Source organism: Salmonella sp. 741265050_HSA (genome assembly GCF_046569445.1).
In the GTDB taxonomy this organism is placed as follows: domain Bacteria; phylum Pseudomonadota; class Gammaproteobacteria; order Enterobacterales; family Enterobacteriaceae; genus Salmonella; species Salmonella enterica.
The window spans coordinates 1-26,509 of sequence record NZ_JBKFSV010000019.1 but is presented as its reverse complement, the minus strand read 5'-3'; the positions used below and the strand labels follow the sequence as shown (position 1 = coordinate 26,509).

General features: G+C 54.6%; 23 protein-coding genes. 14 read left to right on the top strand and 9 right to left on the bottom strand.

All coding sequences use genetic code 11. The features are described 5' to 3' along the window. The first annotated feature begins 117 nt into the window (after positions 1 to 117). Together ACLD4F_RS20205 and avtA are read left to right on the top strand one after the other, a co-directional pair. Positions 118 to 2,145, top strand: a complete 2,028-nt coding sequence (locus ACLD4F_RS20205) for an alpha-amylase (protein WP_411011008.1) — start codon at positions 118 to 120, stop codon at positions 2,143 to 2,145. Between the two features lie 174 nt (positions 2,146 to 2,319). Beyond that, on the top strand, positions 2,320 to 3,570 hold the full coding sequence (gene avtA / locus ACLD4F_RS20200) for a valine--pyruvate transaminase (protein WP_000144379.1): 1,251 nt from the start codon (positions 2,320 to 2,322) through the stop codon (positions 3,568 to 3,570). 36 nt (positions 3,571 to 3,606) lie between these two features. Here the strand turns inward: avtA and ACLD4F_RS20195 are convergent, their stop codons facing one another. Continuing rightward, positions 3,607 to 4,080 (bottom strand): 4Fe-4S dicluster domain-containing protein, encoded by a 474-nt coding sequence (locus ACLD4F_RS20195; protein ID WP_001078817.1) that lies wholly within the window; start codon positions 4,078 to 4,080, stop codon positions 3,607 to 3,609. A 116-nt stretch (positions 4,081 to 4,196) separates the two neighbouring features. Further along, positions 4,197 to 4,997 carry an IclR family transcriptional regulator YiaJ gene (gene yiaJ, locus ACLD4F_RS20190; protein ID WP_000081338.1) on the bottom strand — a complete coding sequence of 267 codons (801 nt, stop codon included), beginning with the start codon at positions 4,995 to 4,997 and terminating at the stop codon, positions 4,197 to 4,199. Between the two features lie 229 nt (positions 4,998 to 5,226). Between yiaJ and yiaK the strand changes: the two genes are divergently transcribed. The 10 genes from yiaK to araD all read left to right on the top strand — a co-directional run bounded on the left by yiaK (position 5,227) and on the right by araD (position 14,248). Next, positions 5,227 to 6,225 (top strand): 3-dehydro-L-gulonate 2-dehydrogenase, encoded by a 999-nt coding sequence (gene yiaK, locus ACLD4F_RS20185; RefSeq protein WP_000869008.1) that lies wholly within the window; start codon positions 5,227 to 5,229, stop codon positions 6,223 to 6,225. Positions 6,226 to 6,236: 11 nt separating this feature from the next. Further along, a complete protein-coding gene (locus tag ACLD4F_RS20180; protein WP_000576100.1) occupies positions 6,237 to 6,701 on the top strand; it encodes a YhcH/YjgK/YiaL family protein in 465 nt (154 codons plus the stop codon). Between the two features lie 23 nt (positions 6,702 to 6,724). Continuing rightward, the gene (locus tag ACLD4F_RS20175; RefSeq protein ID WP_047606889.1) at positions 6,725 to 7,657 is read left to right on the top strand and encodes a DUF4862 family protein; all 933 of its coding nucleotides are present in this window, start codon (positions 6,725 to 6,727) and stop codon (positions 7,655 to 7,657) included. 138 nt (positions 7,658 to 7,795) lie between these two features. Continuing rightward, positions 7,796 to 8,269, top strand: a complete 474-nt coding sequence (gene yiaM / locus ACLD4F_RS20170; RefSeq protein ID WP_000832315.1) for a 2,3-diketo-L-gulonate TRAP transporter small permease YiaM — start codon at positions 7,796 to 7,798, stop codon at positions 8,267 to 8,269. 2 nt (positions 8,270 to 8,271) lie between these two features. Next, positions 8,272 to 9,549, top strand: a complete 1,278-nt coding sequence (yiaN, locus tag ACLD4F_RS20165; protein ID WP_000301822.1) for a 2,3-diketo-L-gulonate TRAP transporter large permease YiaN — start codon at positions 8,272 to 8,274, stop codon at positions 9,547 to 9,549. 11 nt (positions 9,550 to 9,560) lie between these two features. Then, complete coding sequence (gene yiaO, locus ACLD4F_RS20160; RefSeq protein WP_000766340.1) at positions 9,561 to 10,547, top strand: 2,3-diketo-L-gulonate TRAP transporter substrate-binding protein YiaO; 987 nt, start codon at positions 9,561 to 9,563, stop codon at positions 10,545 to 10,547. A 3-nt stretch (positions 10,548 to 10,550) separates the two neighbouring features. Further along, a complete protein-coding gene (locus tag ACLD4F_RS20155; protein WP_079944117.1) occupies positions 10,551 to 12,047 on the top strand; it encodes an FGGY-family carbohydrate kinase in 1,497 nt (498 codons plus the stop codon). Further along, the gene (ulaD, locus tag ACLD4F_RS20150) at positions 12,044 to 12,706 is read left to right on the top strand and encodes a 3-keto-L-gulonate-6-phosphate decarboxylase UlaD (protein WP_079944116.1); all 663 of its coding nucleotides are present in this window, start codon (positions 12,044 to 12,046) and stop codon (positions 12,704 to 12,706) included. Before ACLD4F_RS20155 ends, ulaD begins: the two co-directional genes overlap by 4 nt. Beyond that, entirely contained in the window at positions 12,699 to 13,559 is an 861-nt protein-coding gene (locus ACLD4F_RS20145) for an L-ribulose-5-phosphate 3-epimerase (RefSeq protein ID WP_001244035.1), read from the top strand. The genes ulaD and ACLD4F_RS20145 overlap by 8 nt, the downstream gene beginning before the upstream one ends. Continuing rightward, positions 13,553 to 14,248, top strand: coding sequence for an L-ribulose-5-phosphate 4-epimerase (araD, locus tag ACLD4F_RS20140; RefSeq protein ID WP_000893174.1), 696 nt, complete (start codon positions 13,553 to 13,555; stop codon positions 14,246 to 14,248). The genes ACLD4F_RS20145 and araD overlap by 7 nt, the downstream gene beginning before the upstream one ends. Positions 14,249 to 14,408: 160 nt before the next feature. Here the strand turns inward: araD and ACLD4F_RS20135 are convergent, their stop codons facing one another. Further along, positions 14,409 to 15,224 (bottom strand): helix-turn-helix domain-containing protein, encoded by an 816-nt coding sequence (locus ACLD4F_RS20135; protein WP_039591147.1) that lies wholly within the window; start codon positions 15,222 to 15,224, stop codon positions 14,409 to 14,411. Positions 15,225 to 15,487: 263 nt separating this feature from the next. Between ACLD4F_RS20135 and ACLD4F_RS20130 the strand changes: the two genes are divergently transcribed. Beyond that, the gene (locus ACLD4F_RS20130) at positions 15,488 to 17,443 is read left to right on the top strand and encodes a glycoside hydrolase family 127 protein (protein WP_001650977.1); all 1,956 of its coding nucleotides are present in this window, start codon (positions 15,488 to 15,490) and stop codon (positions 17,441 to 17,443) included. 173 nt (positions 17,444 to 17,616) lie between these two features. Here the strand turns inward: ACLD4F_RS20130 and aldB are convergent, their stop codons facing one another. Continuing rightward, entirely contained in the window at positions 17,617 to 19,155 is a 1,539-nt protein-coding gene (gene aldB / locus ACLD4F_RS20125; protein WP_000183988.1) for an aldehyde dehydrogenase AldB, read from the bottom strand. Between the two features lie 168 nt (positions 19,156 to 19,323). Here aldB and ACLD4F_RS20120 point away from each other — a divergent pair, with 168 nt between their 5' ends. Further along, on the top strand, positions 19,324 to 20,205 hold the full coding sequence (locus ACLD4F_RS20120) for an ROK family protein (RefSeq protein WP_001188273.1): 882 nt from the start codon (positions 19,324 to 19,326) through the stop codon (positions 20,203 to 20,205). A gap of 71 nt (positions 20,206 to 20,276) precedes the next feature. On the opposite strand, the gene yiaY is transcribed toward ACLD4F_RS20120, so the two are convergent. From yiaY to ACLD4F_RS20095, 5 genes are all read right to left on the bottom strand, one after another. Next, a complete protein-coding gene (gene yiaY / locus ACLD4F_RS20115) occupies positions 20,277 to 21,428 on the bottom strand; it encodes an L-threonine dehydrogenase (protein ID WP_061377055.1) in 1,152 nt (383 codons plus the stop codon). Positions 21,429 to 21,613: 185 nt separating this feature from the next. Beyond that, positions 21,614 to 23,464 carry a selenocysteine-specific translation elongation factor gene (gene selB / locus ACLD4F_RS20110; protein ID WP_172496451.1) on the bottom strand — a complete coding sequence of 617 codons (1,851 nt, stop codon included), beginning with the start codon at positions 23,462 to 23,464 and terminating at the stop codon, positions 21,614 to 21,616. Beyond that, on the bottom strand, positions 23,461 to 24,852 hold the full coding sequence (selA, locus tag ACLD4F_RS20105; protein ID WP_000200188.1) for an L-seryl-tRNA(Sec) selenium transferase: 1,392 nt from the start codon (positions 24,850 to 24,852) through the stop codon (positions 23,461 to 23,463). The genes selB and selA overlap by 4 nt, the downstream gene beginning before the upstream one ends. Before the next feature lie 98 nt (positions 24,853 to 24,950). After that, positions 24,951 to 25,559, bottom strand: a complete 609-nt coding sequence (locus tag ACLD4F_RS20100) for a glutathione S-transferase (protein WP_000766677.1) — start codon at positions 25,557 to 25,559, stop codon at positions 24,951 to 24,953. Between the two features lie 97 nt (positions 25,560 to 25,656). Further along, positions 25,657 to 26,509 (bottom strand): HlyD family secretion protein (locus ACLD4F_RS20095; protein ID WP_411011007.1); only part of this gene is annotated, 853 nt, incomplete at its 5' end.

The following is a 26,509-nucleotide window of genomic DNA, read 5'->3' as shown; positions in this document are numbered from 1 at the left end:
TTTTTGCGCCTCGTCGCTCACCCTCGCGCCTCCTCCTGCGCGACTCTCTGCTGGGGAGGAGTTCATTCGCCTAAAAACCAGGCAAGCTGATGAATATTGCCCACAAAGGATAGCGTGATGAAACTTGCCGCCTTCGCTCTGACGCTGATACCCGGTATCGCGATCGCCTCATCATGGACCTCACCCGGTTTTCCGACGTTCTCGACGCAGGAAACCGGACGCTTTACCAGCCATGCTGCATTAACAAAAGGTACACGCGCGTTAACGCTCCATATTGACCAGCAGTGCTGGCAGCCCTCCGGCGCCATAAAACTCAACCAAATGTTGTCGTTAAAACCCTGCGAAGGCGCGCCACCGCAATGGCGTTTGTTTAAAGATGGCGACTATACGATAACGGTAGATACCCGCTCCGGTACGCCGACCCTGTTGTTATCGATAAAAACTGAACCTGAACGCACCGCGCAGCTCGCCTACCAGTGTCCCGTCTGGGATGGTTCGCCGCTCACGCTGGATGTTCGCCAGACCTTTCCGGAAGGGACGGTAGTGCGCGATTATTACAGTGGTCAAACCGATACCGTCCAAAACGGGCAAATCACGCTGCAACCTGCCGACAGCCACGGGCTTTTATTGCTGGAACGCGCGGAAACCCATGCATCAGCGCCTTTTAACTGGCGCAACGCCACCGTTTATTTTGTGCTTACGGATCGCTTTCGCAATGGCGATGCAACCAACGACCACAGCTATGGTCGCCATAAGGATGGTATGCAAGAGATTGGCACTTTCCACGGCGGCGATTTGCGCGGGTTGACGAGTCAACTGGACTATCTACAGCAATTAGGCGTGAACGCCTTGTGGATAAGCTCGCCGTTTGAACAGATCCACGGCTGGGTCGGCGGCGGAGCAAAAGGCGATTTTCCTCATTACGCCTATCACGGCTATTACACTCAGGACTGGACGACGCTGGATGCCAATATGGGCAACGAAGCCGATCTCCGCGCGCTGGTCGACGGCGCGCACCAGCGCGGCATCCGTATTTTATTTGACGTAGTAATGAATCATGCCGGTTACGCTACGCTGGAGGATATGCAGGAGTATCAGTTTGGCGCGCTCTATTTATCCGGCGCGGAACGGCAAAAAATTCTCGGCGATCGCTGGACAAACTGGCGACCCGCCGCCGGACAAAGCTGGCACAGCTTTAACGACTACATCAACTTCAGCGACAGCGCCGCCTGGGAAAAATGGTGGGGGAAAAAGTGGATTCGTACCGATATTGGCGACTACGACAGTCCGGGATTTGACGATTTAACCCTGTCGCTGGCCTTCCTGCCGGATATAAAAACGGAATCTGCCACGCCTTCCGGCCTACCCGCGTTCTATGCCAACAAACCCGATACTAAAGCAAAGTTCATTGAGGGCTATACGCCACGGGATTATCTGACTCACTGGTTAAGCCAGTGGGTGCATGATTACGGCATTGACGGGTTCCGGGTCGATACTGCCAAAAACGTTGAGCTTCCTGCCTGGCAACAGCTAAAAACCCAGGCCAGCGCGGCGTTACGTGAATGGAAGCAGGCCAATCCGGACAAAGCGCTGGATGATAGCCCGTTCTGGATGACTGGCGAAGCGTGGGGCCACGGCGTCATGAAAAGTGATTATTATCGCTATGGTTTCGACGCGATGATCAATTTTGATTATCAGGAGCAGGCGGCGAAAGCGGTCGATTGCCTGGCGGAAATGGGGCCAGTCTGGCAGCAGATGGCGGATAAAATGCAGGATTTCAACGTATTAAGTTACCTCTCCTCGCATGATACGCGCCTTTTCCGTGAGGGCGGTGATAAGGCGGCGGAACTGCTGCTGCTTTCGCCGGGCGCGGTGCAGATCTTTTACGGCGATGAATCCTCTCGTCCCTTCGGCCCCACCGGCTCCGACCCGCTGCAAGGCACCCGTTCAGATATGAACTGGCAGGACGTGAGCGGAAAGTCAGCCGCAGCCGTCGCGCACTGGCAGCGTATTAGCCAGTTCCGCGCCAGACATCCCGCCATCGGCGCAGGCCAACAAACCACGCTGACGCTAAAACACGGGTACGGTTTTGTACGCCAGTACGGCGACGATACGGTGATGGTCGTCTGGGCGGGCCGCCGCTAATCGTGGCGCTACCGGTCCCCCTCGCGTACCGGTAGCCCCTTCAAAATAAAAAACTAACCTGATAAAAATTTGTAGCATAAAACATCAATACTACCGCCTGACCCTCATTTGCGCCCCGCCATTTGTAGCGTTATGGTTATCCACTTTGACAGACAGTTCGATAGATCACCCGTTATGACATTTTCACTTTTCGGCGATAAATTTACCCGCCATTCAGGCATTACCCGCCTGATGGAGGATCTCAACGACGGCTTACGCACGCCAGGCGCCATCATGCTTGGCGGCGGTAACCCGGCACATATCCCTGCAATGCAGGATTATTTCCAGACGCTACTGACAGATATGGTAGAAAGCGGCAAAGCCGCTGATGCGCTTTGTAATTATGACGGTCCCCAGGGAAAAACGGCGCTACTGAATGCACTGGCCGTACTGCTACGTGAAACGCTGGGATGGGATATCGAACCACAGAATATTGCGCTGACAAATGGCAGTCAGAGCGCGTTTTTCTACTTATTTAATCTCTTCGCCGGACGTCGCGCCGACGGCAGTACGAAAAAGGTACTATTCCCGCTTGCGCCGGAATACATCGGCTATGCGGATTCCGGTCTGGAAGACGACCTCTTCGTTTCGGCGCGCCCGAATATTGAGCTGCTGCCGGAAGGCCAGTTTAAGTATCACGTCGATTTTGAGCATCTGCACATCGGCGAAGAAACGGGGATGATTTGCGTCTCGCGCCCGACCAACCCAACCGGTAACGTTATCACCGACGAAGAGCTGATGAAGCTGGACAGACTGGCGAATCAGCACAACATCCCACTGGTGATTGATAACGCTTATGGCGTACCGTTTCCGGGCATTATCTTTAGCGAGGCGCGCCCGCTGTGGAATCCCAATATTATCCTATGCATGAGCCTCTCGAAGCTGGGGCTGCCCGGTTCCCGCTGCGGGATTATCATCGCCAATGATAAGACGATTTCCGCCATTGCCAACATGAACGGCATTATCAGCCTTGCGCCCGGCGGCATGGGTCCGGCGATGATGTGCGAAATGATTAAGCGTAACGATCTGCTGCGGCTGTCGGAAACGGTTATCAAACCTTTCTACTATCAGCGCGTTCAACAGACTATCGCGATCATTCGTCGCTATTTATCCGAAGAACGCTGCCTGATTCATAAACCGGAAGGCGCAATATTTTTGTGGCTGTGGTTTAAAGATCTGCCGATTACCACCGAGCTACTCTATCAACGCTTGAAAGCGCGCGGCGTGCTGATGGTGCCGGGCCACTATTTCTTTCCCGGGCTGGATAAACCCTGGCCGCACACACACCAGTGTATGCGGATGAACTACGTGCCTGAACCGGACAAAATCGAGGCGGGCGTAAAAATTCTGGCAGAAGAGATTGAACGCGCCTGGCGTGAAGGCTGACGGTTATTCCGGCCATCATGCAGGCCGGAACGACGTTCAGAAAGGTTGAGAATAGAGGCGCTGGCGCTGCACGTGTGCTGCGTCAACGCACTGTAACGCACTGGTCGGGCAGGCTTCCACGCACGCCGGCCCCGCTTCACGATGCCAGCAAAGATCGCATTTAATCGCCTGCGCGCCTGACGCGGACGCCACCACGGTCATCGCGCCAAATGGGCAAGCCAGCATACAGCTTTTACAACCAATGCAGCGCGATGGCGTCACGAAGATATGCCCCCGATCACGGCGAATCGCCTGTACCGGGCAGACATTCGCGCACGGCGCGTCCTCACACTGATGGCAGACCGTGGCCGTGGTGAAGCTATCCTCTTTTATCACCCGGATACGCGGCACAAAGTCCGCCGTCGTCACCGCCGCGCTATTCTGCTGTTCCTGGTGCGACACCACGCAGGCGACCTCGCAGGTACGACACCCGATACACGCCGACGCATCCGCCATAATAAACCGGTTCATTGTTCTCCCCCTGCGTTAAAACGCCAGAATGCCAGAGAGCCATTCCCCGCCGCTTTGATCCCACTACGCAAACGGACAAATTTTGTCAGATGCCTGATAAAACCTGGCGAGCTGTCTTATTCGCGAACGGTAAATCCCAGCTCATTAGAGATAGCCTGTGCGGTTTCACGCAACGGTTTGAGCAGATTTTTCTCGCCGATCTGTTTTAGCCGTGACGTCGACAGTGAAATAGAAATGGCGTAAGGCACCCGATGGTGAATATCAAACACAGGCACAGCAATACAGGAGACGCCCAGTTCATTTTCTTCGCGGTCCATCGCCATGCTGGTTTCACGAATTTGCGCCAGCTCATCGTACATTGCTGGTAAATCGGTAATGGTGTTGCGAGTCAGCGGCTGGATCTGATCTTTATGGCTTTCCCAGTAAGACGCCACATAATCCGGCTGACCAAACGCCATATAAATTTTCCCCATCGCCGAGCAGTACAGCGGCATATGCTGGCCAATGTAGGCACGCGTGCGCAGCATACCGGTGGTCGGTTCCAGCTTATAAATCAGGATAGCGTGATCATCTTCACGGCTGGAAAAATTCACCGTCTCGCCGGTGGCCAGGTTGAGCGCCTCAAGGTGCGGTGCCGCAACGTGGATGATATTCAGCGATGACAGGGCTTTTTGGCCGACGGCAATAAACTTTGTCGTCAGACGGTAGCTTCCGGCCGCCGGCGCTGGCGTCACGTATCCGCAGGATTGAAGCCCCTGCAACAAACGATGGACGGTACTCTTGTTCAACCCCGCCAGCTCCGACAGGTGCGCCAGTGGGCAACCGTTCGGGTAGTTACTCAAAATTTCTATCAACATCAGGCCACGAAACAGGCTCTGACTCCCCGCAGGCTTCTCTTTATCGTTGTTCTGGCTCATCAGAAAACTCTCTCCTTTCTTGGGCGATCAGATGGTAGCTCAAAGTGTGTTGCAGTTCACGATATCAGCATAAAAAACATAACCCGATGATTTTAATCGTTTTTAAAAACCTTCTCTGGCGTTGCCATGTCAATTTTTGATCTATATATTTGGAACTACATTTCGTATTATGAAATTTATCGACAAAAAAACATACTAAAATTTCTAACAATCGACCAGGAGAACAGGGATGAAAGTAACTTTCGAAGAGTTAAAAGGGGCCTTCTACCGCGTCTTGCGGTCGCGGAATATTGCGGAAGATACCGCCGACGCCTGCGCGGAAATGTTCGCTCGCACCACCGAGTCCGGTGTCTATTCCCACGGCGTGAACCGCTTTCCCCGCTTCATCCAGCAACTGGATAACGGCGACATTATTCCTGATGCTAAACCGCAGCGGGTTACCAGCCTCGGCGCCATCGAACAGTGGGATGCTCAGCGCGCCATCGGCAACCTGACGGCGAAAAAGATGATGGACCGGGCCATCGAGCTGGCTTCCGATCATGGTATTGGCCTGGTGGCGTTACGTAATGCTAACCACTGGATGCGCGGCGGCAGCTACGGCTGGCAGGCGGCGGAAAAAGGCTATATCGGCATTTGCTGGACCAACTCCATCGCCGTCATGCCGCCGTGGGGCGCGAAAGAGTGCCGTATCGGTACCAATCCGCTGATCGTCGCCATCCCGTCTACGCCGATCACGATGGTAGATATGTCGATGTCGATGTTCTCCTACGGGATGTTAGAAGTTAACCGTCTGGCGGGCCGCGAACTGCCGGTGGACGGCGGTTTCGACGATAACGGTCAGTTGACCAAAGAACCGGGCGTTATCGAGAAAAATCGCCGCATTTTACCAATGGGTTACTGGAAAGGATCTGGTCTGTCGATTGTGCTGGACATGATTGCCACCCTGCTTTCCAACGGCTCTTCCGTTGCCGAAGTGACCCAGGAAAACAGCGATGAATATGGCGTTTCGCAGATTTTCATCGCCATAGAAGTGGATAAGCTGATCGATGGCGCAACCCGCGATGCCAAACTGCAGCGGATTATGGATTTCATCACCACTGCTGAACGCGCCGACGACAACGTCGCGATTCGGCTGCCCGGCCACGAATTTACCAAATTGCTGGATGACAACCGCCGTCACGGTATCACCATTGACGACAGCGTCTGGGCCAAAATTCAGGCGCTGTAAGGAGCCACATCATGATTTTTGGACATATCGCGCAGCCTAATCCGTGCCGACTACCGTCGGCCATAGAGCAGGCGCTCGATTTCCTGCGCAATACCGACTTTCGCACGCTGGAACCCGGCGTAGTGGAAATCGACGGCAAAAATATCTTCGCGCAGATTATCGATATGACCACCCGCGATGCTGCTGAAAATCGTCCGGAAGTCCATCGCCGCTATCTGGATATTCAGTTTCTGGCATGGGGTGAAGAGAAAATTGGGGTTGCCATTGATACCGGTAATAATCAAATCAGCGAGTCATTATTAGAACAGCGCGATATTATTTTTTATCACGACAGTGAACATGAATCATTCATTGAAATGATACCGGGAAGTTATGCCCTGTTTTTCCCGCAGGATGTTCATCGTCCAGGTTGTAATAAAAGCATTGCTACGCCGATACGGAAAATAGTCGTAAAAGTCGCCATAGACGTTTTATAAAATAGAGTTTACTGGAGCACAAAATGAAAAATAATACCGGTTATATTATCGGTGCGTACCCTTGTGCACCCTCATTTCACCAGAAGAGTGAAGAGGAAGAGACGGAATTCTGGCGGCAACTCTCTGATACTCCGGATATCCGGGGGCTGGAGCAGCCTTGTCTTGAACATCTTCACCCGCTCGGCGACGAGTGGTTATTGCGTCATACACCAGGGAACTGGCAAATCGTGGTCACCGCGATAATGGAAACCATGCGCCGCCGTAGCGAAAACGGCGGTTTTGGATTAGCGTCCAGTGACGAGGAACAGCGTAAAGCCTGCGTGGAGTACTATCGTCATCTGCATCAGAAGATCAATAAAATCAATGGGAACAATACCGGCAAAGTCATAGCCCTTGAGCTTCACGCCGCCCCGCTGGCGGGCAATCCGAACGTAGCGCAGGCAACCGACGCCTTTGCGCGCTCATTAAAAGAGATTGCCAACTGGGACTGGTCCTGCGACCTGGTGCTTGAACACTGCGACGCGATGACCGGCCCCGCACCGCGCAAAGGATTCTTACCGTTGGTAAACGTACTGGAAACTATTGCCGACTATGACATAAGCGTCTGTATTAACTGGGCGCGCTCCGCTATTGAAGGGCGGGATACCTCTCTACCGCTGATCCACACGCAGCAGGCCAAACAGGCTGGAAAACTCGGGGCGCTGATGTTCTCCGGTACAACGCTGGATGGAGAATACGGCGAATGGCAGGACCTCCATGCTCCGTTTGCACCTTTCTGTCCACAAAGCCTGATGACGGAGAAACATGTTCAAGAACTGATTACCGCCGCAGCTCCCGAACTGTTGCAGTTTACCGGTATTAAATTGTTGGAAATCAATGCCAGCGCCGATATTAATCACCGCATCAATATATTACGCGATGGTATTAACATGATGAAAAAGGCCACACGCCGCTAACCTGAATTAAACATCATCACCTTAATCCTCGGCCTGCAACTCAACGTTGCGCCGACCTAATATAAACCAAACATAAGAAATTAAGTTCCACTATTCAGCATCGAAAGAGATAAGTTTCTATAACCTGATGGAGTCGTTATGAAGCGGGTACTTGAGGGCATACTTGCGGTATTAATTGCCGTACTTTCCTGCATTGTATTTATTAACGTTATTTTACGTTACGGTTTTGAGAGCAGTATTTTGTCGGTAGATGAACTATCACGTTATCTATTTGTATGGCTGACGTTTATTGGCGCCATCGTTGCATTTATGGATAACGCTCACGTTCAGGTCACTTTTGTGGTGGAAAAACTTTCGCCAGCGAATCAGCGTCGTCTCTCGCTGCTGACGCATTCACTGATTTTATTGTTATGCCTCGCATTAGGCTGGGGCAGCCTACAAAAAGCACTGCAGGACTGGAGCGATCACTCGCCAATCCTCGGTTTACCGATCGGCCTGATGTATATCGCCTGTCTGCCCACAAGCGTTGCCATCGCGTTAATCGAGCTGCGTCGGCTTTATCACTTAATAACGCATAACGATTCCTTTCAACAACCACAGCAAGGAGCCTAATCATGGCCGTGGTGATATTTCTCTGCTGCCTGCTCGGCGGGATCGCGATAGGTTTACCCATCGCCTGGTCGCTGCTGCTTTGCGGCGCTGCTCTGATGGCATACCTGGATATGTTTGACGTGCAGATTATGGCGCAAACCCTGGTTAACGGCGCGGACAGTTTCTCCCTACTGGCCATTCCCTTTTTTGTTTTGGCCGGTGAAATCATGAACGCGGGCGGCCTGTCAAAGCGAATTGTCGACCTGCCGATGAAGCTGGTCGGCCATAAGCCCGGCGGCCTGGGCTACGTGGGCGTTATTGCGGCAATGATTATGGCCAGCCTTTCCGGCTCTGCGGTAGCAGATACCGCTGCGGTCGCCGCGCTGCTGGTGCCGATGATGCGCTCCGCAAACTACCCGATCAACCGCTCCGTTGGGTTAATCGCTTCCGGCGGGATCATTGCGCCAATTATTCCCCCCTCGATTCCTTTTATTATCTTCGGCGTTTCCAGCGGCTTGTCGATCAGCAAGCTGTTTATGGCCGGGATCGCACCGGGCATCATGATGGGCGCGGCGCTTATGCTCACCTGGTGGTGGCAGGCCGGGCGATTAAATCTCCCTTCTCAGCCCAAAGCAACACCGCGTGAAATCTGGCAATCATTGGTTTCAGGTATCTGGGCGCTGTTTCTACCGGTGATTATTATCGGCGGCTTCCGTTCCGGACTTTTCACGCCAACGGAGGCAGGGGCGGTCGCCGCGTTTTACGCCCTGTTTGTCGCCGTGGTTATCTATCGGGAATTAACGTTTTCCAGTCTCTACCACGTGCTGGTCAATGCCGCCAAAACGACGTCAGTCGTCATGTTTCTGGTGGCCGCAGCCCAGGTATCCGCCTGGCTGATTACGATCGCGGAATTACCCATGATGGTGTCAGATTTGCTGCAGCCGCTGGTCGACTCTCCGCGACTCTTATTTATCGTCATTATGATCTCAATTATGGTCGTCGGTATGGTGATGGATTTGACGCCAACGGTGTTAATTCTTACCCCTGTATTATTGCCATTAGTTAAAGAAGCCAATATTGACCCGATTTATTTCGGCGTCATGTTCATTATTAACTGCTCTATTGGATTAATCACACCGCCCGTTGGCAACGTCCTCAACGTTATTTCCGGGGTAGCAAAATTGAAATTTGATGACGCGGTAAGAGGCGTATTCCCTTACGTTGTCGTCCTGATGTCGCTGCTGGTTTTATTTATTTTTATTCCCGAGCTAATTATCACACCGCTTAAATGGATTAATTAAAGGATAATATTATGAAATTACACGTTATTGCTCGTTCATTATTGATAGCTGGTCTGACGGTTTTCAGCGTGTCGTCTCTGGCGGCGCAATCTTTACGTTTTGGTTATGAAACACCGCAAACTGACTCCCAACATATTGCCGCGAAAAAATTTAACGAACTATTAAAAGAAAAAACTAACGGCGAATTAACGCTAAAACTCTTTCCTGACAGCACATTAGGTAACGCCCAGGCAATGATCAGCGGGGTGCGCGGCGGAACCATTGATATGGAAATGTCCGGTTCGAACAATTTCACCGGTCTGGCCCCTGTATTCAACTTACTTGATGTCCCCTTCCTGTTTCGCGATACCGCGCATGCGCATAAAACGCTCGACGGCAAAGTCGGCGATGAACTGAAAAAATCACTCGATTCAAAAGGGTTAAAAGTCCTCGCCTACTGGGAAAACGGTTGGCGCGACGTCACCAACTCCCGCGCGCCGGTAAAAACGCCGGGCGATTTGAAAGGCTTAAAAATCCGCACTAACAACAGCCCAATGAATATCGCGGCCTTTAAAATCTTCGGCGCGAACCCTATTCCGATGCCATTCTCCGAAGTCTATACCGGCCTCGAAACCCGTACGATTGATGCCCAGGAACACCCTATCAACGTCGTGTGGTCAGCGAAATTCTATGAGGTACAGAAATACCTCTCCCTCACTCATCACGCCTATTCGCCTCTGCTGCTGGTGATCAATAAAGCTAAATTCGACGCTTTAAGCCCGCAGCTCCAGGAGGCACTGCTGAGTTCCGCTAAAGAAGCGGGTGACTACCAGCGCAAACTGGTCGCCGAAGATCAGCAAAAAATTATCGATGGCATGAAAGCAGCCGGAGTTGAAGTCCTGACCGATATCGACCGTAAAGCCTTCAGCGATGCGCTGGGCAGCCAGGTGCGCGATATGTTCCTGAAAGACAACCCGCAGGGCGCTGACCTCCTGAAAGCCGTGGACGAGGTGCAATAAGTCATGAGCAATTACTGGCTGGGGTTAGATTGTGGTGGGAGTTGGCTAAAAGCCGGGTTGTACGATGGCGCAGGCCGGGAAGTAGCGGTACAACGCCTGCCGCTGCACGCTTTAAGCCCGCAGCCAGGCTGGGTTGAACGCGATATGACCGAACTGTGGCAACAGTGCGGCTCGGTCATCAGCAAACTGCTGGCGCACACGGGGGTGAGCGGCTCACAAATCCGCGGTCTGGGTATTTCCGCTCAGGGTAAGGGCCTGTTCCTGTTAGATAAAAGCGATCGGCCATTAGGTAAAGCGATACTCTCTTCCGACCGTCGCGCCATGGAAATTGTCCAGCGCTGGCAAAAAGAAGCGGTTCCGCAAAAACTCTACCCGCTGACCCGACAAACTCTATGGACCGGGCATCCGGTCTCCCTTTTACGCTGGGTAAAAGAGAATGAGCCGCAGCGCTACGCGCAGATAGGCTGCGTCATGATGACGCATGACTATCTGCGCTGGTGCTTAACCGGCGTGAAAGGCTGTGAGGAGAGCAACATCTCCGAGTCCAACCTCTACAACATGGCGACGGGCCAGTACGACCCGCGTCTGACCGAGTGGCTGGGCATCAGTGAAATCGATAGCGCGCTGCCCCCCGTGGTGGGTTCAGCCGAAATATGCGGGGAGATCACCGCTCAGGCAGCCGCCATCACCGGTCTGGCGGCGGGTACCCCCGTCGTCGGCGGCCTGTTTGACGTGGTTTCCACCGCCCTTTGCGCCGGTATTGAGGATGAATCGACCCTCAATGCGGTGATGGGTACCTGGGCCGTCACCAGCGGCATCGCTCACGGCCTGCGCGACCATGAGGCCCACCCTTACGTCTATGGCCGCTACGTCAATGACGGGCAGTATATCGTTCACGAAGCCAGCCCGACCTCTTCCGGCAACCTTGAATGGTTCACCGCCCAGTGGGGCGACCTCTCTTTTGATGAGATCAACCAGGCGGTTGCCAGCCTGCCGAAAGCCGGTAGCGACCTCTTTTTTCTGCCGTTTCTCTACGGCAGCAATGCCGGGCTGGAGATGACCTGCGGCTTTTACGGCATGCAGGCGCTGCACACCCGCGCCCATCTGCTGCAGGCGATTTATGAAGGCGTGGTCTTCAGCCATATGACCCACCTCAACCGCATGCGTGAACGCTTTACCGACGTTTGCGCCCTGCGCGTTACCGGCGGACCGGCCCACTCCGACGTCTGGATGCAGATGCTGGCGGACGTCAGCGGCCTGCGCATTGAGCTGCCGCAGGTGGAGGAGACCGGCTGCTTCGGCGCGGCGCTGGCTGCCCGCGTCGGCACCGGCGTATATCGCAATTTCCGCGAGGCCCAACGCGACCTCCGGCACCCGGTGCGCACGCTGCTGCCGGACATGACCGCACACGCCCTCTACCAGCGCAAATACCGCCAATACCAGGATTTGATTGAAGCACTACAGGGCTATCACGCCCGTATTAAGGAGCACGCATTATGAGCCGACCATTACTGCAACTGGCGCTCGACCACACCAGTCTGGAAGCAGCCCAGCGCGATGTCGCCCTGCTACAGGATCATGTCGATATCGTTGAGGCTGGCACCATCCTCTGTTTAACCGAAGGCCTTAGCGCGGTGAAAGCCCTGCGAGCGCAGTGCCCGGAAAAAATCATCGTCGCCGACTGGAAAGTGGCCGATGCCGGTGAAACCCTGGCGCAGCAGGCTTTTAGCGCTGGCTCTAACTGGATGACTATCATCTGCGCTGCGCCGCTCGCAACCGTCGAGAAAGGCCATGCCGTCGCGCAATCCTGCGGCGGTGAAATCCAAATGGAACTGTTCGGCAACTGGACGCTGGACGACGCCCGAGACTGGTATCGCGTCGGGGTTCGCCAGGCGATTTACCACCGCGGACGCGATGCGCAGGCCAGCGGGCAGCAGTGGGGCGAAGCGGATCTGATGCGCATGAAAGCGTTGTCCGACATCGGCCTTGAACTATCGATTACCGGCGGCATTACCCCAGTGGATCTGCCGCTGTTCCGCGACATTAACGTTAAGGCATTTATCGCCGGACGTGCGCTGGCGGGTGCCGCCCATCCGGCGCAGGTCGCAGCCGAATTCCACGCCCAAATTGACGCCATTTGGGGAGAAAAGCATGCGTAATCATCCATTAGGTATTTACGAGAAAGCGCTGGCGAAAGACCTCAGTTGGCCGGAGCGGCTGGTGCTGGCAAAAAGCTGCGGTTTTGATTTTGTTGAGATGTCGGTGGATGAAACCGACGAACGTCTCTCACGCCTGGAGTGGACCTCGGCCCAACGCGCTTCGCTGGTGAACGCGATGCTGGAAAGCGGCGTCGCCATCCCGTCGATGTGTCTCTCCGCCCATCGCCGTTTCCCTTTTGGCAGCCGCGACGAAGCGGTACGCCAGCGGGCGCGTGAAATCATGACCAAAGCCATCCGTCTGGCGCGCGACCTGGGGATCCGCACCATCCAGCTGGCGGGTTACGACGTCTATTACGAAGAACACGACGAAGGCACCCAGCAACGTTTCGCCGAAGGGCTGGCGTGGGCGGTGGAACAGGCCGCAGCGGCGCAGGTGATGCTGGCGGTGGAAATCATGGATACCGCGTTTATGAACTCCATCAGCAAGTGGAAAAAGTGGGACGAGATGCTTTCGTCACCGTGGTTCACCGTTTATCCAGACGTCGGCAACCTCAGCGCCTGGGGGAACGACGTGACCGCCGAGCTGAAGCTGGGTATCGACCGTATCGCCGCTATCCACCTGAAAGACACGCTGCCAGTGACCGGTGACAGCCCCGGCCAGTTCCGCGACGTGCCGTTTGGCGAAGGATGCGTTGATTTTGTCGGCATCTTCAAAACGCTGCATGAGCTGAACTATCGCGGTTCATTTCTGATTGAGATGTGGACAGAGAAAGCCAGCGAGCCGGTGCTGGAAATTATCCAGGCCCGCCGCTGGATTGAATCACGGATGCAGGAAGGAGGTTTCACATGTTAGAGCAACTGAAAGCCGAGGTGCTGGCGGCCAACCTGGCCCTCCCGGCGCACGGGCTGGTCACCTTTACCTGGGGCAACGTCAGCGCGGTCGATGAGACGCGCAAGCTGATGGTCATTAAGCCTTCCGGCGTCGAATATGAGGTGATGACCGCCGACGATATGGTGGTGGTAGAGATCGCCAGCGGTAAGGTCGTTGAAGGCAACAAAAAACCGTCGTCAGATACCGCGACCCATCTGGCGCTCTATCGCCGCTATCCGCAAATCGGTGGGATCGTGCATACCCATTCCCGCCATGCGACGATCTGGTCGCAGGCCGGGCTCGATCTGCCCGCCTGGGGCACCACCCACGCCGACTATTTCTATGGCGCGATCCCCTGTACCCGACTGATGACCGTTGAGGAAATTAACGGCGAGTACGAGTATCAGACCGGCGAGGTGATTATTAAAACCTTTGAAGAGCGCGGTCTGGATCCGGCGCAAATCCCGGCGGTATTGGTTCATTCGCACGGCCCGTTTGCCTGGGGTAAAAATGCCGCCGATGCCGTCCACAACGCCGTGGTGCTTGAGGAGTGTGCCTATATGGGGCTGTTCTCGCGCCAGCTGGCCCCGCAGCTACCGGATATGCAGCCGGAATTGCTCGATAAACATTATCTGCGTAAACACGGCGCGAATGCCTATTACGGGCAGTAATGCCGGCAGCCACAGCCTGTGTCAGATGGCGGCTGCGCCTTATCCGACCTACAAGATTTGCAATATCAATACGTTGTGATGAACTCTTGTAGGCCCGATAAGCAAAGCGCCATCGGGCATTCAGTTTGCAACCGCGTTGTCAGAGGGCCAAAGATTATACTCAAGAATTAACGTGTTCCTTACTGTAGCGCCGCTTCCAGGCGGTAGGCGTCAGGCCGGTGTGCTTGCGGAAGATCTGGCGAAAGTAACCAACGTCATTAAAACCGCACCGCTCCGCCACCTCTTTTAACGAACGCGCGTCGCTAATCAGCAACTTTTCCGCCTCGCGCACCCGCTGGCGGTGGATGGCTTCCGTTAGCGTAAGGTGAAATACCCGCCGATAAACGCGTCCCAGATAATCCACATTGCAATGCAGTTCTTTCGCCAGAACCGAGCTGGAAAGCGGCAGGTGATAGTGCGTTCGAATCAGCTGCTGCACTTTCCAGGCCAGCGACACGCCAGCGGCCTCGGCGTTTTCATTCTGCCGGGCGTCAACAGTGAGCTGCTGCAAAATCAGCAGCACGATGAACTCCAGCGCCGGGCTGCGCTGGTGCTTTTCCTGCTCGTTCATAAACTGGCGAAAAAGCGCAATCAGCGCCTGCGGATCGGCAACCTGGGTATGCTGCGGCACGGAAAGATGCGTCAGCCAGCGCGGGTCGCTGTCCGGCGCTTTGACCTCAAAATGGAGCCAGTAAAATTTAAGATCGGCGGGAAACTCCTCAACGCCAATATGGCGGCGATGCGGCCAAAGCAACAGGCTTTCCCCGGCGTCGACACAGAAAACACATTCTTCTTCCTGAATTTTCAGGCAGCCTTTTTCCACAAATATAATTTCCCACGATTGTAGACGCCTGGCAGGATGACGCCCAATGCCGCGAGAAATAAATAATCCGCCGTTTTGGACTTTAATCGGTAATGTTATGGATAATTCGAGCATTAATATGTCATTTCCCGCTCATTCAGCACCGTATTTCATATTACCTTTTGATTATTAACTAAAAATAGTCATTTCACTCGATCCATCTCACATTTTTAAATACGGGTCGGAATCGTCATCTTTTTTTACTCTTTTATCGCCTTGTCGCTCACCGCTATCCGGGCAAAATGAATCAGGTCATAACGCGAAAATAAAAATTACTGCCATAAAATACCCCGTCAGCGAGGAATATCTATGACCTCTACAGCCTTAAGGAGCACGAAATGAACGTACTGGAAGTCGATCTGCATAAACTGACGGTCAGCGATCCGTTCCTCGGACAGTATCAACAACTGGTTCGCGATGTGGTTATTCCTTACCAGTGGGATGCGTTAAACGATCGTATTCCAGAGGCTGAACCCAGCCATGCCATTGAAAATTTCCGCATTGCCGCAGGCCAGCAGACGGGCGACTTTTACGGCATGGTCTTTCAGGACAGCGACGTGGCGAAATGGCTGGAAGCGGTTGCCTGGTCACTGTGCCAGAAGCCCGATCCCGCGCTTGAGAAAACCGCCGATGAGGTGATTGAACTGGTGGCCGCCGCGCAGTGTGACGATGGCTATCTCAATACGTACTTTACGGCAAAAGCCCCGCAAGAACGCTGGAGCAACCTGGCGGAGTGCCATGAGCTTTATTGCGCCGGGCATCTGATTGAAGCGGGCGTCGCCTTCTTTCAGGCCACCGGCAAGCGTCGGCTGCTAGACGTCGTTTGTCGCCTGGCCGATCATATCGACAGCACTTTCGGCCCTGGCGAAAATCAGCTGCACGGCTATCCGGGCCACCCGGAAATTGAGCTGGCGCTGATGCGTCTGTATGAGGTAACAGAGCAGCCGCGCTATATGATGCTGGCAAGCTACTTTATCGGGCAGCGCGGCACCCAACCGCACTTCTACGACGAAGAGTACGAAAAACGCGGCCAAACCTCTTACTGGCATACCTACGGCCCGGCGTGGATGGTCAAAGACAAAGCCTACAGCCAGGCGCATCTGCCAATTTCGCAGCAGCAGACGGCCATTGGCCACGCGGTACGTTTTGTCTATCTGATGACTGGCGTGGCGCATCTCGCTCGCCTGAGCAACGATGAAGGCAAACGCCAGGACTGCCTGCGCCTGTGGAAAAATATGGCGCAGCGTCAGCTGTATATCACCGGAGGCATCGGTTCACAGAGCAGCGGCGAAGCCTTTAGCAGCGATTACGATTTACCGAATGATTCGGTCTATGCGGAAAGCTGCGCTTCAATCGGCCTGATGATGTTCGCCCGCCGGATGCTGGAAATGGAAGCCGATAGCCAGTACGCCGACGTGATGGAGCGCGCGCTGTACAACACCGTCCTCGGTGGTATGGCGCTGGATGGCAAGCATTTCTTCTACGTCAACCCGCTGGAAGTGCATCCAAAATCGTTAAAATTCAACCATATTTACGATCACGTTAAGCCCATCCGCCAGCGCTGGTTTGGCTGCGCCTGCTGCCCGCCGAACATCGCCCGCGTGCTCACCTCCCTTGGTCACTACATCTACACGCCGCGTGCGGATGCGCTGTACATCAATATGTACGTGGGTAACAGCATGGAAATACCCGTTGAAAATGGCGCGCTCAAACTGCGAATCAGCGGGAACTACCCGTGGCATGAGCAGGTGAAGATCGCCATCGACTCTGTGCAGCCGGTACGTCACACGCTGGCGCTACGTCTGCCGGACTGGTGCCCTGAGGCAAAAGTGACGCTCAACGGGCTGGAAGTGGAGCAGGATATTCGCAAAGGTTATCTGCATATCCGTCGGACCTGGCAGGAGGGCGATACGATAACCCTGACGCTGCCGATGCCGGTTCGCCGCGTGTATGGCAATCCGCTGGCGCGTCACGTCGCCGGTAAGGTCGCCATTCAGCGCGGGCCACTGGTCTATTGCCTTGAGCAGGCCGATAACGGCGAAGAACTGCATAATCTGTGGTTACCGAAAGAGAGTGAATTCCGGGTCTTTGAGGGCAAAGGGCTTTTTGCGCATAAGATGCTGATTCAGGCTGAAGGCGAGAAGCAAAGCGCCCCAGATGCGCAGCATCAGGCGTTGTGGCACTACGATAACGCGCCGTCATCGCGCCAGCCGCAGACGCTAACGTTCATTCCGTGGTTTAGCTGGGCCAACCGTGGCGAGGGCGAAATGCGGATTTGGGTTAACGAGCGGTAATACTGTGCCGGATGGCGGCTGCGCCTTATCCGGCCTACAAGATTTGCAATATCAGTAAATTGCGATGAATTTTTGTAGGCCTGATAAGCGAAGCGCCATCAGACATTACCACCAGGCTAATATCAACGCGGTAGGCCCGATAAGCGAAGTGCCATCGGGCATTACCTCTTGCGTCAGAACAGCCCCAGCGGCTTATCGGAATAGCTCACCAGCAGGCACTTGGTTTGCTGGTAGTGTTCCAGCATCATCTTATGCGTTTCGCGCCCGATGCCCGACTGCTTATAGCCGCCGAACGCAGCATGTGCCGGATAGGCGTGATAGCAGTTGGTCCATACGCGCCCGGCCTGAATGCCGCGCCCCATCTTATAGGCCAGATTGCCGTTGCGGCTCCAGACGCCGGCGCCGAGGCCGTATTGGGTATCGTTAGCGATTTCCAGCGCCTCCTCCATGGTTTTAAAGGTGGTTACCGCCAGCACCGGGCCAAAGATCTCCTCCTGAAAGACGCGCATATTGTTCTTACCAAACAGAATGGTAGGCTCAAGGTAATAGCCCTCTTTAAGTTCGCCATCCAGCTCCTTGCGTCGCCCACCGGTCAGAATATCGGCCCCCTCTTTTTTACCGATATCGATATAATTGAGGATAGTCTCAAGCTGGCCGTGAGAGACCTGCGCCCCCATCTGTGTACCGCTATCTAGCGGGTTCCCGCTGCGAATGCTCTCCACCCGGCGAATAGCGCGTTCCATAAAGCGCTCATAGATGGACTCCTGGACCAGCGCACGGCTTGGACAGGTACACACCTCGCCCTGGTTAAAGGCAAACAGGGCAAATCCCTCCAGCGCTTTATCAAAGAACGCATCTTCCTCATCCATCACGTCAGCAAAGAAGATATTTGGCGATTTGCCGCCTAACTCCAGCGTCACCGGAATAATATTCTGCGTGGCGTACTGCATGATCTGTTGACCCACTTCCGTCGAACCGGTAAACGCCACCTTCGCGATACGTTTCGAGGTCGCCAGATATTCGCCGATCTCGCCGCCCGCGCCGTTCACGACGTTGACGACGCCCGGTGGTAACAGATCGCCAATGACTTCCATTAACAGCAGAACGGAAAGCGGCGTCAGGCGTGCCGGTTTAAGCACCACGCAGTTACCCGCCGCCAGCGCTGGCGCCATTTTCCAGCTTGCCATCAACAACGGAAAGTTCCACGGGATTATCTGCCCCACGACGCCAAGCGGTTCGTGAAAATGGTAGGCCACGGTTTCGCTATCAACTTCGCTGATCCCGCCCTCCTGCGCACGTATACAGGAGGCGAAATAGCGGAAATGATCGATCGCCAGCGGTACGTCGGCGGCGCTGGTTTCACGAATCGGTTTACCGTTATCCCAGGTTTCCGCTGTCGCCAACAGTTCGAGGTTTTGTTCCATCCGATCGGCGATCTTAAACAAGATAGCGGCACGGTCTTGTACTGACGTATGCGCCCACTTATCTTTCGCCTTATGCGCGGCGTCGAGCGCTAAATCGATATCTTTTTTACCGGAGGAAGCGACTTCACATAGCGGCTGGCCGGTCACTGGCGTCAGGTTTTGATAATATTCGCCGTCGGCGGGCGCAACCCAGTCACCGCCAATAAAATTGTCATAGCGGGCTTTTAACTTCAGTGGGTACCCGTATTCACCTGGCTGAATACGTGTTGAAGGGGGATTGTTCGTCATGACCAACTCCTTATTGTAAAGGTACTCCACAAGGGTAGACGGTACTGGTGAATTTTTCGCCAATGGTTTCCCGCTTTACGACAGCAATCACGAATTACTTTCCTTTACGTTTCTCCGTCTGGTTTTAGCCATACTAAACAGGTGCCTGTTTAACGTACGGAGAACACTATGCAGCAATATATCGGCATTGATGTGGGAGGAACTCACGTCAAATATGGCGTGATTAACAGTGACGGCGAAGAATTAACCCATCATCAATTCGATACGCCAGAGGACGCCTCCACGTTTACCCGCAAATGGCAGGATGTGGTGGCGCGTTGCCAACAGGACTATGACATTGCGGCAATCGGGGTCAGTTTCCCCGGCCATATTAATCCCCATAACGGTCATGCGGCAAAAGCGGGCGCGCTGGCTTACCTGGATGACGTCAACCTGATGGAGTTGTTCAGCGGGCTAACCGATCTGCCGCTGGTCGTGGAGAACGACGCGAACTGCGCGGCGCTGGGCGAAATGTGGCGAGGCGCCGGGCAGCATTATGAAAACATGGTCTGTATCACCATTGGAACCGGCATTGGCGGTGGTATTATCGTCGGACGAGAACTGTATCGCGGCGCACATTTCCACGCCGGTGAATTCGGCGTCATGCCGGTCGGGAATAATGGCGAAAGTATGCATAAAATCGCGTCAACCAGCGGATTAATGGCGTCGTGCCGCCAGGCGCTGGCGCTGCCTGCCGAAGAGATGCCGCCTGCGGATGTGATCTTCGAACGAATGGCGACCGATGTTCATCTGCGTGAGGCGGTCAATGACTGGGCGCGTTATCTATCACGCGGCGTTTACAGCGTGATCTCTATGTTTGATCCGGGCGTGGTGCTGATCGGCGGAGGAATAAGCGAACAGGAAAAGCTCTACCCGCTCCTGACGCGGCATCTTGAAACGTTTGAAATGTGGGAGGCGCTCCAGGTGCCGATTCAGCCCTGCCAACTGGGAAATCAGGCGGGCAGGCTGGGCGCCGTCTGGCTGGCGCAGCAAAAGCTCGCCCGAAGCTAACGAGTTACGCCTTATCCGGCCTGCATCGTCTACGCAGGCCCGGTAAGCGTCCGCGCCACCGGGCAAAAGCGTTACATCGCCGCGCGATAAATTTCCACAATCTCGTCGTGAGTCGCCTGAATCGGGTTCGTCAGACCACAGGCATCTTTAAGAGCATTAGTCGCCAGAACCGGGATATCTTCTTCCTTCACGTTTAGCTCGCGCAGTCCCGCCGGAATGTTGACTTTCTGCGACAGTTGGCGAATGGCCGCCACACACGCCTGCGCGCCTTCCGCCTCGCTCATACCTGATACATCGACGCCCATCGCCGCAGCGCAATCACGCAGGCGAGCCGCCGCTACCTGGCTGTTGAATACCTGCACATGCGGCAGCAGAACCGCGTTACATACGCCGTGCGGTAGGTTGTAGAAACCGCCAAGTTGATGCGCCATAGCATGAACGTAGCCCAGCGACGCATTGTTAAACGCCATTCCCGCCAGGAACTGAGCATAAGCCATCGCTTCACGCGCCTGGACATTGCTCCCCTCTTCAACCGCAACAACCAGATTTTCCGCAATCATCGTTACCGCTTTCAGCGCGCAGGCATCGGTAATAGGCGTTGCCGCAACGGAAACATAAGCTTCAATCGCGTGGGTTAACGCATCCATACCAGTTGCCGCCGTCAGGGATTTCGGCATACCAACCATTAAAGAGGAGTCGTTGACAGAGAGCAGCGGCGTAACGTGTTTATCGACGATAGCCATTTTAATATGACGTTCTTCGTCGGTGATGATACAAAAACGGGTCATTTCAGACGCGGTGCCGGCGGTCGTATTAATCGCAATCATCGGCAACTGCGGTTTCGCGGAGCGGTCAACGCCTTCATAGTCACGAATATCGCCGCCATTCGCCGCCACCAGAGCGATACCTTTCGCACAGTCGTGCGGGGAACCGCCGCCCAGCGAGATAACGCTGTCGCAGCCATTTTCTTTCAGAAGCTTCAACCCAGCTGCCACATTGCTGGTGGTAGGGTTAGGCTGCGTACCATCATAAATCACGCTAAAAATATCACGTTCCTGTAGCGCTTTTTGAATATCACCCGCCATCCCTAATTTTGTCAGCATAGCATCCGTAACAATTAATGTACGGCGAAAACCATATTCCGCCATCGTATTCATTGCGTTCTTTAATGAATCGGCACCAATTACATTCACGGAAGGAATAAAAAACGTTGAAGCTGCCATTATACTGTCCTTAATTACCAGAATAAGGTGCGAAGAATACGGGTGAAATTATCCTAATAATATGATCACGATGACTATTTTAAGAAGTCAGAAAAATAAAAAGCACATTAGGTTAATTTCCTGATGTGCTTTTATAAATCAACTCAATAATTGTATTGATTCATTTCTGATTTAATTTAACCATTTCATTCTTTTTGCGGAAATAATAACGCATCACGTAATAAATGATCATTCCCACGACGTCGTGTAAATCCAATCCGGTCAAAATATTCAAGGATCTGAATGGCCAGTTTCCGCCCTACATTCAGCCTGTCGCGAAAATCCGCCGCACACGTTGATCCTCTCTCTTGATCCAGCTCGCGGATCATATTGGCGAAAGCGACAATCCGATCGTTACGATAGTACCGATCTTTTACGATCGCGGTAATGATGCCTTGCTGTGCCGCCTGCCGCAGCACCAGCCGCATCAATTGTTCCTCCGTTCCGGTCTCTTTCGCCAGATCGCGTACCCACCAGGGCTCATCGCCAAATAGCGGTTCAACTTTTTGCCAGACGGCCTGCTGCTCATCGCTAAATCCCGCTTTATGATCCGGCAGATGCAACCAACCGTGATGGCTATGAATCAGGCCGTCATCGCGCATCCGCTCGATCAGCATCAGGACCAGCGCTTCATCTTCCATTGGCAGGGCCATGCGGCGTAAACGCTCGCGTCCCGGCCCCGGTTCATCGCGGTGCTGTTCGTGGTAGGTCGCCAGCGTATCAAGAATCTTACGCTGCCAGCGGGCGGCGACGGGCGCACTTAACAGATTGTCTCCGGCCTGGATAAAACCATGTTGCTCAATAAGCTGACGCATACCGAGAGGATTAAGCTGACGCGCCCAACCGAAATCCGGCAGGTTGACGGCGCCGCGTTCCAGATGAATGGCCAACGCCGCGCTATCGTCCTGCGCGTCGGCAAGCGTTGAAAGCCAGTGCAAATAATCTGGTTTACGTTTACCGCGACGCGGCGCCTTAAGCGTCACCACGCGTGCGCCGGCAAGGGTGGCACGTGCGGAAATATCACGCAGCACCAGTCTGTCATTATCGGCCAGCCACAACGGCGTATCGAAGATCAGCTCTGCCAGCCCGCCTTCCAGCAAAGAGACGCGACCGGTCACATGGCTGGCGGCATGGTGAATATGTAGCGGCTGCCATTGGGAAAGCGGCGCATGAAGCGCCAGAGAAACGATCACCCGGGAAAAAGCTTCCCCCACCGGCGCATCGGAAAGCAGCCAGTCGCCGCGGTTAAGCTGTTCCTTCTCCGCATCGCCCGCAATATTGAGCGCAATACGTTGCCCGGCGTGCGCATGGTCGGTAGGCTGATTTTGTGCGTGCAGGCTACGCACCCGCATCGGTTTATTTACTCCGGTTAACCACAGCGTATCACCTACCTTCACCTCTCCGCTCAGCGCCGTTCCGGTCACCACCAGTCCCGCCCCTTTCACCGTAAACGCACGGTCGATAGCCAGACGGAAGCGATGCTGCGCGGCGTGCAAACGTGCAGGAAGCTGCTGTAAATGAGCGCGAAGTTCTGCAATACCGCGTCCTTCATTGGCGGCGGTGACAAATAAAACGGTATCGGCGAAGCCATAGTTGCCGAGCGCCGCCAGTACCTCTTCACGTACTTCACCGATACGCGCCTCATCCACGCGATCGGCTTTGGTCAGCGCGACGGTGAGCTGGAGATTGCCCGTCAGTTGCAGGATCTGTAAATGCTCGCGCGTTTGCGCCATGACGCCGTCATCACAGGCGACCACCAGCAAAGCGTGATCGATACCGCCTACGCCCGCCAGCATGTTAGAGAGGAATTTTTCATGCCCAGGCACATCGATAAAGCCCAGCACACGACCATCCGGCTGCGGCCAATAGGCGTAACCCAGATCGATAGTCATCCCGCGTTTTTTCTCTTCCGGCAGGCGATCGGCATTGACTCCGGTAATCGCCTGGAGCAACGTCGTTTTACCGTGGTCTACGTGTCCGGCAGTTGCAATAATCATTTCAGCATCATCTCCATAAACCGGCTTTCGTCTTCAAGACAGCGCATATCCAGCCATAAACGGCCATCATAAATTCGGCCAATGACCGGTACAGGCAGCGTGCGCCAGCGGGCCGCCAGCGCCTCCAGCCGACTACCGCGCCCGTCGTGCGGGGTAAAGGTCATGGCGGCGCTGGGAAGGCGGTCTACTGGTAATGAACCGCTGCCGATTTGCGACAGGCAGGGTTTAACCTCCAGCGCAAATTCATCGCCGTAACGTGCCGCCAGCCGCGCCTGTAACCGCTGCGCTTGTTCGCGAATCGACGCTTCACTGCGAGTTAACAGACGCAGGGTGGGTAATTTCTCCGCCAACGCTTCCGGGTGCAGATACAGACGTAACGTTGCCTCCAGCGCCGCCAGCGTCATTTTATCCGCGCGCAGAGCGCGTTTCAGCGGATGGCTTTGCAGTTGGGCAATCATCGCTTTTTTGCCGACGATGATCCCGGCCTGCGGCCCGCCCAGCAACTTATCGCCGGAGAAGCTTACCAGGCTGACGCCTGCGGCAATGAGCTGCTGCGGCATCGGCTCTTTGGGTAAGCCATATTGACTTAAATCCACCAGCGAACCGCTGCCCAGATCCGCCACCACCGGAATATCCAGCTCTCGCCCGATTTCCGCCAGTTCCGCTTCCTCTACCGTTTTGGTAAAGCCCTCAATGCTGTAATTACTGGTATGCACCTTCATCAACAGCCCGGTATTTTCATTTACCGCCTGACGGTAATCTTTCGCGTGCGTCCGGTTGGTGGTGCCCACTTCATGCAGCGTACAGCCCGCCTGGCGCATAACATCCGGAATACGAAACGCGCCGCCGATTTCGACCAGCTCGCCACGCGAAACCACCACCTCTTTGCCGCTGGCTGTCGCCGCCAGCATCAGCAATACCGCCGCCGCATTGTTATTGACGATACAGGCGTCCTCCGCCCCGGTGATTCGGCATAACAGCGTCGCCAGCGCCCGGTCGCGATGCCCCCGCCCGGCGCCATCTAAATCGTATTCCAGCGTCACCGGCGCGCGCATCGCCTGCGTTACCGCCTCAATCGCTTCTTGCGCCTGCAATGCGCGGCCAAGATTGGTGTGCAGCACCGTCCCCGTCAGGTTAATCACCGGGCGCAGCGCGCTTTGCGCCGCATTTTCCAGCCGGAGTTTCGCCTCTTGCGCCCAGTCTGCGTACCAGTCGGGAAGCGTTTGCGTATTCCGGATGACGTCGCGCGCGTCGTCAAGCATCCGCCTAAGCAGATCAACCACCTGGGTATGGCCATACCGATCGCGCAGAGAAAGAAAAGCGCTATCGTGCAATAAGCGATCGATAGCAGGAAGCTGGCTGTAGAGTGTACGCGTTTCGCTTGTCATGAAAATGCCTGGCTGTTGGTGGCCCTCTCCTGGCGGGAGAGGGATATCGACATAAGGGGGATTGTAACGTGAGTTTGCTCAGGCGGACATAATGCGCGTCAAGCCTTTGGCGCTTCGGTGCGGGCAAAGCTTTCGCGTTGAAAAAGCGTTTCGACCAGTTTGACCAGGTGGGGGCGGCTAACACACCAGCCAGGCGCGACCCGGCGGAAGTTGAGATAGCCTACCGCACAGGCAATCGCGATAGTCGCCAGATTGACCGTATCCGTTTTTAGCGTCCCGTCGCTCAGATAACTTTCGAGCATATCCAGGCTGCGGTTGATTTTTTCCCGCTGGCGCAGCAGTTCCGTTTCCGATTGTTGCGCCGCCGGGCGCGCCTGTTCGCGTACAGAAACCAACGCTGCATCCATAATGCCGTCAGCCAACGCTTCAAGCTGGCGAACTTTAAGCGCTGCCATCGGGTCACGCGGGAGCATCGCTGGCGCGATATCCAGTAGCTCAATATATTCCGCGATGATCGGCGAATCGAACCAATACTCGCCCGCATCGGTGACCAACGCGGGTACTTTACCTAACGGGTTATAGCGCGCCACCCCGCTATCCGCGTTGTAGGGAAGTTCATTCACAAATTCGAAGGTGATGCCCTTTTCCAGTAACAGAATCGAAATTTTACGCACAAAAGGGCTGGTATAGCTGCCAATGAGTTTCATGCCGGGTCCTTTTTGCCAACAAAAAAGCGGTGCCCAATGATAGTGGGGCACCGCTTAGTATGGCTCAGGTCACTGAAAATGGCAGGTGATGACGGTCTCAATGATCCAAATAAAGGTAATGCATCCAACTGGTCATGCGCAGCAGTACTTTACGCATTACCGACACGTGGGCGAAATGGTCGGAATAGACTGCGACCTGGGCATAGATACCGTCCGGCAGCGCATCCACATCGGCATTCGGATCCAGCTCAATCGTGGCCAGCACGCCATCGGTACCCGGCACCACCGTTAAGGACTGTAATGCGCCCTGCGCCTGATAAGAACCACCCGGAACGACAGGAAGAATACTGGTCAGCTTGCCGGTGAAAATCTGACCAGGCAGCGCGTTAAACACCACTTCCGCTTCATCGCCTGGTTTAAGGCGCAGCAGCGAGTTCTGGCGGAATTGCGCCACGATTTGCCGTTTTTGTTCAGGAATAAACACCATTACCGGACGCAAAGGTAATGCTGCTGCGTAAGTCCCCGGACGAATTAAAATCTGCGTGGCATAACCGCTGCTGGGGGCACGAACTACCGTCTGTTCAAGATTGTATTTAGCCTCGGCAAGCTGGGCACGTAGGGACGCAACCTGAGATTGCTCACCGTTGACCATACTGTCTAATTGGCTCTGAATCTGCGTCTGTTCTGCAACCGAGCCTTTGACCAGCGCATCCTGTGCCAGATAGTTTTGCCGAGCGTTATCGATATCGCTTTCAGAGAACGGGTTAACCTTCGCCTGACTGCCTTTCAAATAGCGTTGATAATCTTTATACAGACGGTCACGTTCAGCAGATACACGGGTGGTATTGGCGACCGCTTCCGACAACTGTGCTTTCAGGTTGTCGATGTTGTGCGTAGCGGTAACCAGATCAGCCTGCAGCCTGTCGACACGCGCCTGATACCGTACCGGA

Bases quoted from the DNA above. Each gene is read 5' to 3' on its own strand.
- ACLD4F_RS20120 (WP_001188273.1), top strand. From the start codon at position 19,324: ATGCAGCAATATATCGGCATTGATGTGGGAGGAACTCACGTCAAATAT.
- aldB (WP_000183988.1), bottom strand. From the start codon at position 19,155: ATGACGAACAATCCCCCTTCAACACGTATTCAGCCAGGTGAATACGGG.
- ulaD (WP_079944116.1), top strand. From the start codon at position 12,044: ATGAGCCGACCATTACTGCAACTGGCGCTCGACCACACCAGTCTGGAA.
- araD (WP_000893174.1), top strand. From the start codon at position 13,553: ATGTTAGAGCAACTGAAAGCCGAGGTGCTGGCGGCCAACCTGGCCCTC.
- yiaK (WP_000869008.1), top strand. From the start codon at position 5,227: ATGAAAGTAACTTTCGAAGAGTTAAAAGGGGCCTTCTACCGCGTCTTG.
- ACLD4F_RS20145 (WP_001244035.1), top strand. From the start codon at position 12,699: ATGCGTAATCATCCATTAGGTATTTACGAGAAAGCGCTGGCGAAAGAC.
- ACLD4F_RS20175 (WP_047606889.1), top strand. From the start codon at position 6,725: ATGAAAAATAATACCGGTTATATTATCGGTGCGTACCCTTGTGCACCC.
- yiaM (WP_000832315.1), top strand. From the start codon at position 7,796: ATGAAGCGGGTACTTGAGGGCATACTTGCGGTATTAATTGCCGTACTT.
- yiaN (WP_000301822.1), top strand. From the start codon at position 8,272: ATGGCCGTGGTGATATTTCTCTGCTGCCTGCTCGGCGGGATCGCGATA.
- selB (WP_172496451.1), bottom strand. From the start codon at position 23,464: ATGATTATTGCAACTGCCGGACACGTAGACCACGGTAAAACGACGTTG.
- yiaO (WP_000766340.1), top strand. From the start codon at position 9,561: ATGAAATTACACGTTATTGCTCGTTCATTATTGATAGCTGGTCTGACG.
- ACLD4F_RS20155 (WP_079944117.1), top strand. From the start codon at position 10,551: ATGAGCAATTACTGGCTGGGGTTAGATTGTGGTGGGAGTTGGCTAAAA.
- ACLD4F_RS20135 (WP_039591147.1), bottom strand. From the start codon at position 15,224: ATGCTCGAATTATCCATAACATTACCGATTAAAGTCCAAAACGGCGGA.
- yiaY (WP_061377055.1), bottom strand. From the start codon at position 21,428: ATGGCAGCTTCAACGTTTTTTATTCCTTCCGTGAATGTAATTGGTGCC.
- ACLD4F_RS20195 (WP_001078817.1), bottom strand. From the start codon at position 4,080: ATGAACCGGTTTATTATGGCGGATGCGTCGGCGTGTATCGGGTGTCGT.
- selA (WP_000200188.1), bottom strand. From the start codon at position 24,852: ATGACAAGCGAAACGCGTACACTCTACAGCCAGCTTCCTGCTATCGAT.
- ACLD4F_RS20180 (WP_000576100.1), top strand. From the start codon at position 6,237: ATGATTTTTGGACATATCGCGCAGCCTAATCCGTGCCGACTACCGTCG.
- yiaJ (WP_000081338.1), bottom strand. From the start codon at position 4,997: ATGAGCCAGAACAACGATAAAGAGAAGCCTGCGGGGAGTCAGAGCCTG.
- ACLD4F_RS20100 (WP_000766677.1), bottom strand. From the start codon at position 25,559: ATGAAACTCATTGGCAGCTATACCAGCCCTTTTGTGCGTAAAATTTCG.
- ACLD4F_RS20130 (WP_001650977.1), top strand. From the start codon at position 15,488: ATGAACGTACTGGAAGTCGATCTGCATAAACTGACGGTCAGCGATCCG.
- avtA (WP_000144379.1), top strand. From the start codon at position 2,320: ATGACATTTTCACTTTTCGGCGATAAATTTACCCGCCATTCAGGCATT.
- ACLD4F_RS20205 (WP_411011008.1), top strand. From the start codon at position 118: ATGAAACTTGCCGCCTTCGCTCTGACGCTGATACCCGGTATCGCGATC.